Origin of the sequence: Flammeovirga sp. MY04 (genome assembly GCF_001682195.2) — a bacterium.
Lineage (GTDB): Bacteria > Bacteroidota > Bacteroidia > Cytophagales > Flammeovirgaceae > Flammeovirga > Flammeovirga yaeyamensis.
Map to the genome: position 1 here is coordinate 1,902,391 of NZ_CP003561.2, position 12,416 is coordinate 1,914,806.

The following is a 12,416-nucleotide window of genomic DNA, read 5'->3' on the forward strand; positions in this document are numbered from 1 at the left end:
ATTCTTTTTTGATAATCAAATTTAGGTAGAAAACACCCTAATCGTCAATCCCTCAAATGGGGGATTTTCTTCGTTATATCTAAATAAGTTTAAAGATTTTGATCCGAAACAATATTGCAACCGATTTCATTCCTATGATTAAGATATATTAAAGATAATGAGTCAACTAAAGAAATTGTAATGCGTTTTATTTACTGTACTTGGAATTACCAAGACTCATGATTTTCCAAAAAACAATAACCAAAAATGAAAAAATTAGTTCTTGCATTATCGGTTCTTACATTACTTAGTGTTTCAACATTTGCATCAACATATAATAAGATTAAAAACTTAGTATATATCGAACAAATGGACAATAATGTAACAGTTCAAGAGAATTTAGAAAAAATCTCTAAAGATTATGTTGATGGTGATGTTTTACAACAAAAATTCTTCGAGTATGAAGAAAATGGTGTAAAGAAATATCAACTTCAAATTGTAGAAGATATTACATATAAAAGAATTATGATTACTACAGAAGACGGTAAAGATTATTGTCAAGTATCATTAATTAATAGAAATATTGACTAATTAGTTAAGTCATATATTTCAAAAGAGCAGTAAAGAAATTTACTGCTCTTTTTTATGTCTTTCTATTTTGTATATCAAAAATATAATAGAGCCTAACGATGTTCCAATAGGAACAATGGCCTTCCAACCAGTGTAATAAGCTATAATTTGCAATGGAATAAGAGATATTAAAGCTCCTATAACAATCCACTTTAAATAAGGAGGCCGATTTTCCATAATTAAAATTCTTTATTTCGCCTCTCAATTTACGTTATCTTTTGCTATCTCCCACAATTATCTTCTGATGTACTATCTCTTTATTCGTCCCAAAAAGTTTGACAAAATAAATCCCGCTTTTCAAGGAACTTAAATAATAATCATTGGATTGAACTCTATTATCTAGAATGATTAATTTACCTGATAAATCATACAATTTTATTGTCGATATCATAAAGCCAGCTTCGATATTTACTTTACCTTCGAAACTGGGGTTTGGATATACTTTAATCAAATTTTCAAGTTGATCACTTAATGATGTCACCCACTCTTCATCTTGAATGTTCATTGTATCAGAAGCTACAGAACATCCTAAAGAGTCTGTTGCTTTTACTACATATTTCCCCACTCTTGATGGGTGTATAAATAATGTTTGATCTGCAATGAACTCATCTCCAAAATACCAAGAGTATACTTTTGTTGAGTCTGCATTCCCTACCCTTAATGTTTGATTTTGATATAAAATATCAGGAGTCGTAAAAGCAGCTTTTTGATTTACAGTCAAAGAATTGGAATAAGCCAAACAACCACCCGAGGTCACTGCCCTTACAGTATAGACACCCTCTTTGAATGTAGTAAAAGTAGGGTTTGTTGCATCAGAAATAATTGTATCATTCACATACCATTGATATGCTAAATTTGTATCAATAGGATTAGCGTATAATTGAATATTAATATTTTCATTACTACAAAACCAAGTATGTCTTTCTGATAAAATCTGTATAGAATCCTGTTGAGCACAATCTACTCCTACATGAGCTTCGAATAATTTCAAACGTAAACCAGTCCAATTTGAGTGGGTAGAATAACAACTATACATACCTTTATCACTCATAGAAATATTAGATAAATTCAATTCAACTCCAATTGATGTCGTATCCTTAAACCATTCCAAAACTTCTCCATCTACAACCGCATAATTATGACTGTAATTATCACCCAACTGCTTACTTATATACTCTCTTTTTAATACATTAAATTGAGGTATTGCTTCTGTATTGGAAGGGTTTAAATTTGATAAACCTGAGAAATCCAGCTGATTGAAAGATACGTTTACTTGTGTTTCTGAAGGAGGAGCGACAGTAACATTGTTTATCTTATTATTTGATATATCTAACTTGATAACTGTTGTAGGAAGGCTGTAACTCCATTTTTTTAAGACATTATTATCCAAATAGACTTCTGATATAAAAGATTTATTCTCAAAAATATCACCCAATGTATCCAAGTTATTGTAACTTAAATCGAGAATTCTCAACTGATTTGAACCTTGTAAATTACGATCTACTGTATGTATATTGTTATGACTTGCCAATACATGTCTTAGATCATCCAATCCACTTAGTTGTGGTAGACGGTTTAAACTATTATGATGAATGTAAAGTGTCCTTAAACTCCTTAATGCTGCTAAGGAATCTACATCATCATCCTCTAGCTGATTATAAGATAAATCCAATAACCACAACTCTTTCAATCTCCAAATGGAATCAGACACGGATTGTAAATTACAATTGGCTACTTTTAAAATTTGTAACTTCTTTAAATCTCTAACTTTTTCAGGTAGGTGTGTCAAAGAAGGTGTATTAGATAAATCCAATTGAGTAATTTTACCTGATGTATTCGATAAATACCTTGGCCAATCTGATATAGGATCTGATGAATTATAACTTATTTGTAGTTCATCAAATATTGATTTTAATATCAAAGAATCTGTTGATGATATTGGTTGCTCATTGGTTTCCTCTTCTTGAGTTTGTCTTTCCTTCACTTTAATGATTAGGGTATCATTTGCCGAACAAGCATTCAGATCATAAGTACTTGCAAAAACCCAATACACTCCGGCTCCTCTATCCTGGGGAGAAAATAATGAGTTGCCCATTTGAGGTGTTTCATTGTTGACAGAAAAAGACACCAAACTAAAACTTTCACCGTTTACATTCCCTCCTAAAGTAATATTTGGATCATCATTATAGATAAACAGTGAATCGTCAGTAAAAGCATTACCATTGACGGTAATTTGCAACTCGGATTTTTTATAAACGGAAACAGGAATTTCTACTGAATCCTCTAAAATGCCATCATTTCCTACAAAAAAGGCTTCCCAAACAATATTTCTCATCCCTCCAGGTGGAATAGTTTCATCAAATAGTAAATTGGGTTGAAGAAGCAAAGGGTCAGCACCTGTAATACCGTCACCAACGACTTTTACGAGTGTTAAATCATTGAAACCATTTGTAGAGGTATTCATAGTGATATTTTGATTCGGTGTATTTGAACATATCACCGAAGGTAAATTTAAAAGAGTAGTTGGATCATATACATGAAATACTGTTTGTACCGTTTTTGTACAATTACCATCTGATAAAGAATAGGTTATTTGATGTGACCCAACACCCGCAGAACTAGGGGTAAATGAATTGTTCATCACTCCTGCTCCGCTACAAGTTAAAATCACCCCATCATTATCAATATTTGTGGACATCGTAATTGCCGTATTTGAGTTCACATTAAACCTTTTCGTGTTTGGAAAAGTCGTTACAGCAATTGCATCAACATCGGTAACATCAATGTCTATTTCATTAGAATAAAAAGTATCTGTACCATTAGAAATAACTCTTTTATAAGCATAATTACCATCTACAGGGACTGAGGCCACTGTAAAATTCATACTATTAGAGTTAGGTAAAATAGTCCATTCCCCTTCATTCTCACTTTGCTCCCAATGTATCACCGCCGTTTCTCCGTCTCTTGTAATCGATGCAGTATCAGCCACATTACCAGTAAGAGTTAAGTTAATGTCATGATTGCAAAATACTTCTGTTGAAGGGGTATTAATATAATTCTCTAATTGTGGAGTAGTTGAAACAGAAAAATAAACATTACTAGCATCAGTTGTTGTACTCTTTAGTGCTGAATTCCCTGCTGAATCCAATGCAGTAACAGAGAAAGCTAAAGGGTTAGAATGTGTTTCTGTGGGTAAGACATCAAACGTTTTGATAAATGTAAAATTTGTAGGTGTCTGATCAGATAATTCTAAATCTTCACCTTCTAGTTGAGCGGAAATTGTTTCAATCGGTTCGGACATAATCACTTTTAAGTATACCGTATTCCCGTTATCAATTAAAGTATTGTCGGCGGGATTATCGGTGTTGATCTGAACCACATTGAAATTGGGAGAATACGAATCAAATATATATTGACGTGAGGAATAATAATTCAATTCATCTTGATTAAACTGTAGGTTTATATTGTCACCGTCCGCAAAAGAATAACTGATATTGGTCATAATATCATAATCACTCCCATCAGTATTTGAAACTACGTTAATGAGAACTGTAGATATGGGCATATCATTGACTAAAACTGTAAAATTAGCAGCTACTGGGAAGATGCTTTCGCCCGTTAGATCCCACACCAAATTTGATGAATTTGTATGGGTACTTTCGTTGTGGGTAAAAGATGATATTGATTGAGAAAAGGCATTAAAGGCTGTCAAAAAAAGAATAATAAAACTTAACACAACCGATAATAAACCATTATCAAAATGATATGAAAAGCGTTTCATTTAAGAGGGTAAAATTAGGTACAATTAGGTTTTTGCTTAAACACAAGTAACTAATATTTAATCACTTAACCTATATTTCTTGATTAATTCATAAGAAAATGAAATTTTTAAAAGAGATATTTATCTTCTATATGCATGGTTGATGCATTGTTTAGAATGTATCTAAACTACAAAAGGTGATGAAAAGCACTATTTTTTAGTGTCATCCCTTTTTATCTTTACAAGGTAAATTTTGAATCAAACTGGAAATATAACTCGAATTAGTGAATTAAGCCTATGATGTTAAAAAAACTCATTCCTCCTAAGCAGTGGCAACCTGTTGTTATTGCATTACTTGGGGCGATTGTGGGATTAACATTATATATAGCACAAACAGCTAGGGTCACATCTTATCTTTCTGATGACCCCGAGACTTGTGTCAACTGTCACGTAATGACTCCTCAATTTGAGAGTTGGAAGCACAGTTCACATAGAGAAGTTGCTACATGTAATGATTGTCACGTACCACATGACAATGTTGTATCGAAGTATGCGTTTAAAGCCAAAGATGGTCTTTATCACTCATACATGTACACCCTAAGAATGGAGCCACAGGTGATTAAAATGCATCAACCAGGTCGTGAAGTTGTACAAGCAAACTGTGTGCGCTGTCATAATGATCAGGTAACAGACGCAAAAATGTCATCTTGGGTAGCCAACCACTCTCACGATAGAACCGACAGAGCATGTTGGGAATGTCACAGAGAAGTACCACATGGAAGAGTAAAATCTCTTTCATCTGTTGGATATCAAATCCAAAGCCTCCCTGTACAAGGTGAGAAAAAAGATGTTATACCAACTTGGCTAAAAGACGCCTTGAAAAATAAGAAAAAATAAATTATGAGCTCTAAAGTTAAAAATTGGCTTTTATTTTTGGCTACAGTAACTGTAGTTGTGCTTCTAGCAATGTTAGGAAGCAATATTACGGATCGTAAATCAGAATCTCAGTTCGCTTACCAACCACAAGTGAAAATTGCAGATAACGATCCTCGTAACGACGTTTGGGGTAAAAACTTCCCTCGTCAATACGAATCATTCTTAGAAACAAAAGAGATGGACTTCTCTTCTAAGCATAACGGTAATCAATTAAAAGATGCCTTGGCTGGTACTCCTGAACTAGTAGTTCTTTGGGCTGGTTACGGTTTCTCTAAAGATTACAACCAACCACGTGGTCACTACTATGCAGTAGAAGACATTCATAACACTCTAAGAACAGGTGGACCAACTGAAGAAGGTACTGGCCCAATGCCTGCAACTTGTTGGACTTGTAAGTCTCCAGATGTACCTCGTTTAATGAACGAAATTGGTATTGCTGAATTCTATAAAGGAAAATGGTTCGACAAAGGTGAGCAAATTCACAACCCTATTGGATGTAACGACTGTCACGATAACAAGACAATGGAATTAAAAATTTCTCGTCCTGCGTTAATCGAGGCTTTCCAATCTATGGGTAAAGATATCAACGATGCTTCTCATCAAGAAATGAGATCATTAGTATGTGCACAATGTCACGTAGAGTACTACTTCAACAAAAAAGAGCCTGTAGAAGGTGTTCCTTACCTAACTTTCCCTTGGAAAAACGGTTTAACTGTTGAAGATGCTGAGAAATACTATGACGACATCAACTTCTCGGACTGGACACACAGCTTGTCTAAGACGCCAATGTTGAAAGCACAACACCCAGGTTACGAGATCTACCAACAAGGTATCCACGCGAAGAGAGGTGTTTCTTGTGCTGACTGTCACATGCCTTACAAAACTGAAGGTGGTCAAAAATTCACAGATCACCATATCCAGTCTCCTTTGGCTAACCCTGCAAACTCTTGTCAAGTATGTCACCGTCAAGATCAAAACGAATTGATGGAGAATGTATACTCAAACCAAGACAAGAACAAAGAGGGTGCACACCGTTTAGAGAAATTATTAGTTAGAGCGCACGTTGAAGCGAAAAAAGCTTGGGATTTAGGTGCTACTGAAAAGCAAATGCAACCAATCTTAATGGACATCCGTCACGCTCAATGGAGATGGGACTACTCTGTAGCATCTCATGGTGGTTCTTTCCACGCTCCTGTTGAAACTGGTAGAATTATTACTACAGGTATCGACAAAGCGCAAGAGGCTAGAATTAAATTGGCTAAACTTCTTCCTAAATTAGGTTTCGACGGTGAAGTTCCTTACCCAGATATCTCTACTAAAGCAAAAGCACAAAAGTACATTGGTTTAGATATGGATAAATTGGAGAAAGAAAAAGAAAACTTCAAAGAAACTATCATTCCAAAATGGTTAGAAGCTGCTAAGAAACGTGAAGACGCTATGGGTGTTCAAACTGTTTCTAGCAAATAAGACTTAAAGATCTTAATAATTAATAAAGCTGCTGTACTATTTCCTTAAAATTCAAGTAATTAGAGGGATTGTACAGCAGCTTTTTTATAACTAGACAAAAAGCTATTACATTTGTAACAAAGTAGATGTACTTACAAATAATTCCATAAATAATAATGAAGAAAATCTTCAAGTTTCTATTTTCAAACGAACTAACATTAGTTGCCTTATTTTCTTATGCGGTAGCAATGGGTGTGGCCACTTTCGTTGAAAATGATTATGGTACACCAGCAGCAAGAGAAATGGTGTACAATGCACTTTGGTTCGAAATTTTACAAGTGATCTTAGGTATTAACTTTATAGGTAATATCAAGAAATATAAGTTATTCAGAAAAGAAAAAGCAGCCGTTTTTACTTTTCATATCGCTTTTATTATCATTTTATTGGGTGCGTTTATTACTAGAAACTTCGGATACGAAGGGAATATGCATATCCGTGAGGGGCAAAGCAGTAATCAACTTATCTCATTAGACCGCTATTTCAATGCACATATTCACAGTGCATCTGCGAATAAAGAATTTAACCGTAAAAGTACTTTCACTCAGTTACATCAACCTAATTTTGAGTGGAAAGAAGAAATTAATGGAGATCAAATTAAAGTGACTCCTAAAATGTTTGTACCTGATGCTGTTCAAACAGTAATAGAAGGTGGTGCTGATGATGCTGTTATAGAAGTTGTTACTGCATCTGAGTCAGGCCGTAAATCGGTTTTCCTTGCCAAAGGAAAAAGTATGTTTGTGAATGGTCAGGAAATTACATTCAACAACCCTAACAAAGGGGCAATAAACATTAGAGAAAAAGGAGTTGAATACACAATTGAAACTCCTCAACCAATTGGCTTTTTTATCATGGCAGACCAAAGTACAGGTTCTGTAGATGATGGTATTGAATCCAAATTACAAAAAGAGGCCCTATACACTATGGGTGATTTCCGTTTTGTAATTAAAGATATACATGAAGGCCTAAAACTAGGCTACTCTCCTGCCACTACAAAGAAAATGAAAGAACAAGCTGCCGATCTTTTGTTTGTTGACGTTACTGTGAACGACGAAACAAAAGAAGTGATTTTGGCTAGTTTGAGTGGTGTAGTAACTCCATTTAAAGAAGTGGTTATCGGAGGATATACAATTGATGTTTCTTTTGGACCTCAAGTAACTGAATTACCTTTCAGTCTTTTCTTGAATCACTTTGAAATGGAAAGATACCCAGGTTCAACCAACCCTTCTGCTTACTCATCAGAAGTGATTGTTCAAGATGGGGATGTGAGTTACCCATATACTATTTTTATGAATAATGTATTGGACCACTCAGGTTACCGTTTCTTCCAAGCATCTTTTGATCAAGATGAAAAGGGTACTATCCTTTCTGTAAACCAAGATAGACCTGGTACTATTGTGACTTATATTGGATACTTATTGATGACTGTAGCAATGGTATTGAGTATGTTCGAGAAAAAATCAAGATTTAGATTAGTAAGTGGTAAACTTTCGAAATTAAAAGCACAAAGTGTTGCTCTACTTTTAATGGGTGCTGCTGTATTAGGTTCACACCAACTAAAAGCACAAACAGAAGTAGCAGAACATCCTAATCAGGAGAAAGTAGAAGTACAAGAGGCTCCTCAATTTGTCGACCGATCTCAACATATCGATGGAGAACACTCTAAGCTTTTTGGTAGCTTAATTGTTCAGGATATGGATGGCCGTTTAAAGCCTGTCAATACTTTATCATCAGAATTCTTAAGAAAACTAACGCGTAAGACCACTTATAAAATGGTTTACAAAGATGGTGCTGAAGAAAAGATGAACAGTGATCAATTGTTCCTTGCTTTACAAATGGATCCTGGTTACTGGCAAAGTATGCCTATCATTAAAGTTGACAAAGACGCTGGTAAAGGTGTTTTTGATCTATTGGATATGGAACAAAAGCCTATGGTTTCTTTCAATGATTTAATCAATAACGAAGGCGATTACTTATTAAGAGCTGCCGTTGATGATGCCCAAAAGAAAAAACCATCTGAAAGAGGAGAATTTGATAAAGAGTTGATTAAAATCGACGAAAGATTTAATATTCTATATCAAGGTTTATCGGGGAACTACTTAAAGATCTTCCCGGTTCCTAACGATCCAGATCACAACTGGTTTAACGCCAATTTTATGGGATCACCTTTTGCTAAGGAAGATTCAACTTTCGTAAGAAACATCACTAAGATGTATTTTATGGAGATTCTTAAAGCAAGAGAATCCAAAGATTGGTCGCAAGTAAATCAAAACTTAGAATACATTCGTTTATTCCAGCAAAAAATGGGTGAAGATATTTATCCTACAGACAACGCCATTAAAATGGAATTGCTGTACAATAAAATGAATATTTTCAATAACCTTTTCCCTATTTACTGGATGTTGGGTATTTACCTTTTAGGTGTTGCCTTATGGAAAGTATTTAAAGTGAATACAGCAAGTAATCGAGCGTATACAATTGGGGTTATACTTCAAATGGTGGCTTTCGGTTTCTTTACTTGCAACCTTCTATTAAGATGGTACATTGCACAATATCCACCTTGGACTAACGGTTATGAGATGCTTATTCTTGTTGCTTGGGCATTGTTCCTATTTGGTTTCTTCTTCTATAAGAAATCGGATTTTATTCTTCCATTAGTTTCTCTATTTGGTGGTACATTATTGTTTGTTAGTTTCCTGGATTGGTTAAACCCAGAAATTACCAATCTTGTACCAGTATTGAAATCGTATTGGTTAAAAATTCACGTAGCTATTATTGTGAGTTCATATGCTCCTTTAGCATTATCAGCACTACTTGGTTTTATCAACTTAATCTTCATTACAATTAGAAATGAGAAGTTTAAAAAGCCAATTTTAGAATTGACTTATGTAAGTGAGCTATCAATGACTATTGGTTTATACATGTTAGCTGTAGGTACATTCTTAGGTGGTGTTTGGGCCAACGAGTCATGGGGTCGTTATTGGGGTTGGGATCCTAAAGAAACATGGGCTTTAATCTCTGTGATTGTGTACTCTGTAGTACTTCACCTTAGATTAGTTCCTGCTTTAAAAGGTAATTATACATTCAACTTGGCAAGTTTATTAGCTTTCTCAAGTATTGTAATGACCTCTTTTGGTGTAAACTATTACTTAACAGGTTTACACTCATATGCTACAGGCGATCCTGTACCAGTTCCTACCTTTGTTTACTATGTAGTAGCTATGGTATTTACACTTGCAATAGCAGCATATTATAGAAATCAAAAGAAGATATAATTCTCTTCTTGAAAATATTTTTAAGCCGTTTCTTGAAAAAGGAACGGCTTTTTTGGTGACATTTTTTTAAGTGCGATATAAGTAAGTGAAAATAATAATACACCAAATCTTAATTTACCATGAAAACATTAATTTACTTTTTATTGACTTTTATTGCTCCATTAATCGTTGTTGCTGAAGAGGAAGAAAAAAAAGAAGACGAGGCCCCTACCGAAAAGGTAGAAATATATAAAGGTTTATTCTTAAATATGGAGGATGATTTAGTACACCAACATATCAAAAGTGATCTAAATGGAGAGTTAACAACAGAAGGATATTACTCTATTAAGTTTTTAGATCAAGAAGCTTTATTAGAGCCCGTATTTGAAAAAAATCAATTAACTCAAATCAAAATTATTTATCAGTCAGATGATGTGGAGTTGATCGAATGTAATCTAAATATGATCATCAAAAGTTTGAGTACATCTACTGATTGGTCCTTACACCAAGCTACGGATGATCAGTGGTTACTAGAAAAAAATCTTGATAAAACCATTGACAATATGAATCAGATTACCATGTTTACTTATGGTATTCATAGAGATAATGTAGGACACGGTTGGCACGCAGAAGTGGTTATTTCACCACGTTTCGAAGCGACGGATGAGTTCTCTGAAGAATCATTAAACAAAGCAAAAATGGAGATTGAATCTTCTCTATAAAAAATATAATAGTAGTTATTTTAGTTTGATATTGTTAAAACCTGATAGAAATCTGTCAGGTTTTTCTTTTGTAAGGCACTAATATTGCATATATGAATAAATCATCATATTTTTATAAAGTACATGGTGTTATCAGAATTAAAATTATTTGAGTTCTTAAATATATTATGAAAAAGTTAATCATCTCACTTTTTGTATTCTTCGGCTTTACGATTTCAATATTAGCACAAGAAAACAAAGAAATCCCCGCAATTACAGATCCTGTAACAAAAGCGGGATGGACCAATGATGCAAATTATGCTATTAAAACCGCTCAGGATGAAAAAAGACCTATAATCATGGACTTTACAGGAAGTGATTGGTGTGGATGGTGTAAAAAAATTGACAGAGAAATCTTTGATACACCAGAATTCAAAAAATGGGTAAAGGAAAATAATATTATTCTTTTAGAGCTTGATTTCCCTAAAGGTGTTAAGCAATCCGATCAGCTTAGAGCACAGAATTATTATTTAGCTCAGGAGTATAAAATTCAAGGTTATCCTACAATTTTTATTGTAAAAGATGGTAAGGGTATTCAAATGGGTTACCAAAAAGGAGGACCTGAAGCTTGGATTAAAGCTGTAGAGGCTCAGTTGGATATTTAATATTATTCAAGAAATTATTTAAAAAAAGCCCGAATTCTTTAACTAGAATTCGGGCTTTTTCTATTCCTTTCAGAAATTATCTATGCTTATGCCCAGGTTCCCAAATCAAACGACAGAAAGCACTTAAACGTTCGTTCTCTCTACCAACAGGAATACCGGCAACGATACCCACCAAAAGATTATCTGCAATACCCACTCTCATCTGAGGGCGAATAGTCATATCAAAATCTCCATTGGCCACCGTTTGGTTAAACTCCATACCAATAAAATTGGAAGTACCCGGTATCATATAATGGAATGAAGGGTTGATTTCATAAGAAATATCCCAATCTTTAGATTGATAACCGTATTCAAAACTTGGTCCGGTATAAATTAACGAGTGCCAATTTCTCCCCCATCTTTTTGCGATGACATAAAACGGATTAAAAATATTTCCTTGAATTAAAGGATTGCCAAAGTTTTTAAAATCGGAAAAAGTGATTTCATTGATATACCCCAAAGCCATTGACATATTCAGTTTTTCAGAAACAAAAAATGACCATTGTGTTGCCAATTTTAAACTTTCTAATCTATCTGAAGGAATTGAATCTCTATCTACTCCATCCTGTGGAGAATAAAATGAAAAAGGAAGTTCTACTTCAAAACCAAGTCTATTAATTGGTGCCCATTCGTATTCTATTAAAGCCTCGTATTTATCGTATTTAAGATTGTCTTTAATCTCCATACCCACGTTCCATTCTTTTTCACCAGCACGTGCTCCAAGGTCGCGAATAAGATCAATGTAAAGTGGTTCAGCGTGTACCACCTTTGGAGGTAAATTCTTCTCGTTATATTTATTGATATAAATACTGTCTTGCTGTTCTTTTGTTAGAATTCCATGAGTTTCATTTTGTGCAAATAAAGAACCCATAGAAATAACTAATAATAAGAATAGCGTGTTAAGCGATCTCATGTAGTCAGATTAGATTTGAGGAATTGATTTTAATTA

Annotated in this window: 8 protein-coding genes; 6 read left to right on the plus strand and 2 right to left on the minus strand. The window is 34.1% G+C overall.

Annotated features, from left to right (window positions below):
* Positions 1-246 precede the first annotated feature (246 nt).
* Positions 247-570: a hypothetical protein gene (locus tag MY04_RS26755; protein WP_066216149.1), complete on the plus strand. Its 324-nt coding sequence runs from the start codon at positions 247-249 to the stop codon at positions 568-570.
* A 250-nt stretch (positions 571-820) separates the two neighbouring features.
* Here the strand turns inward: MY04_RS26755 and MY04_RS26760 are convergent, their stop codons facing one another.
* The gene (locus tag MY04_RS26760; protein WP_066216151.1) at positions 821-4,390 is read right to left on the minus strand and encodes a T9SS type A sorting domain-containing protein; all 3,570 of its coding nucleotides are present in this window, start codon (positions 4,388-4,390) and stop codon (positions 821-823) included.
* A 276-nt stretch (positions 4,391-4,666) separates the two neighbouring features.
* On the opposite strand from MY04_RS26760, the gene nrfH reads away from it, so the two are divergent.
* From nrfH to MY04_RS26785, 5 genes are all read left to right on the plus strand, one after another.
* Positions 4,667-5,266 (plus strand): cytochrome c nitrite reductase small subunit, encoded by a 600-nt coding sequence (nrfH, locus tag MY04_RS26765; RefSeq protein ID WP_066216152.1) that lies wholly within the window; start codon positions 4,667-4,669, stop codon positions 5,264-5,266.
* 3 nt (positions 5,267-5,269) lie between these two features.
* Positions 5,270-6,772, plus strand: coding sequence for an ammonia-forming cytochrome c nitrite reductase (nrfA, locus tag MY04_RS26770; protein WP_066216153.1), 1,503 nt, complete (start codon positions 5,270-5,272; stop codon positions 6,770-6,772).
* Positions 6,773-6,927: 155 nt separating this feature from the next.
* Positions 6,928-10,083 (plus strand): cytochrome c biogenesis protein, encoded by a 3,156-nt coding sequence (gene ccsA / locus MY04_RS26775; RefSeq protein ID WP_066216154.1) that lies wholly within the window; start codon positions 6,928-6,930, stop codon positions 10,081-10,083.
* 119 nt (positions 10,084-10,202) lie between these two features.
* Entirely contained in the window at positions 10,203-10,784 is a 582-nt protein-coding gene (locus MY04_RS26780) for a hypothetical protein (protein ID WP_066216157.1), read from the plus strand.
* A gap of 167 nt (positions 10,785-10,951) precedes the next feature.
* Complete coding sequence (locus tag MY04_RS26785) at positions 10,952-11,428, plus strand: thioredoxin family protein (protein WP_066216159.1); 477 nt, start codon at positions 10,952-10,954, stop codon at positions 11,426-11,428.
* 76 nt (positions 11,429-11,504) lie between these two features.
* Here MY04_RS26785 and MY04_RS26790 read toward each other — a convergent pair whose 3' ends face one another.
* Positions 11,505-12,380, minus strand: coding sequence for an HAEPLYID family protein (locus tag MY04_RS26790; protein ID WP_066216161.1), 876 nt, complete (start codon positions 12,378-12,380; stop codon positions 11,505-11,507).
* Positions 12,381-12,416 lie beyond the last annotated feature (36 nt).

What these genes read in the sequence shown, in the direction of transcription:
- MY04_RS26755 (WP_066216149.1), top strand. Translation starts at nt 247, where the DNA reads ATGAAAAAATTAGTTCTTGCATTATCGGTTCTTACATTACTTAGTGTT.
- MY04_RS26760 (WP_066216151.1), bottom strand. Translation starts at nt 4,390, where the DNA reads ATGAAACGCTTTTCATATCATTTTGATAATGGTTTATTATCGGTTGTG.
- nrfH (WP_066216152.1), top strand. Translation starts at nt 4,667, where the DNA reads ATGATGTTAAAAAAACTCATTCCTCCTAAGCAGTGGCAACCTGTTGTT.
- nrfA (WP_066216153.1), top strand. Translation starts at nt 5,270, where the DNA reads ATGAGCTCTAAAGTTAAAAATTGGCTTTTATTTTTGGCTACAGTAACT.
- ccsA (WP_066216154.1), top strand. Translation starts at nt 6,928, where the DNA reads ATGAAGAAAATCTTCAAGTTTCTATTTTCAAACGAACTAACATTAGTT.
- MY04_RS26780 (WP_066216157.1), top strand. Translation starts at nt 10,203, where the DNA reads ATGAAAACATTAATTTACTTTTTATTGACTTTTATTGCTCCATTAATC.
- MY04_RS26785 (WP_066216159.1), top strand. Translation starts at nt 10,952, where the DNA reads ATGAAAAAGTTAATCATCTCACTTTTTGTATTCTTCGGCTTTACGATT.
- MY04_RS26790 (WP_066216161.1), bottom strand. Translation starts at nt 12,380, where the DNA reads ATGAGATCGCTTAACACGCTATTCTTATTATTAGTTATTTCTATGGGT.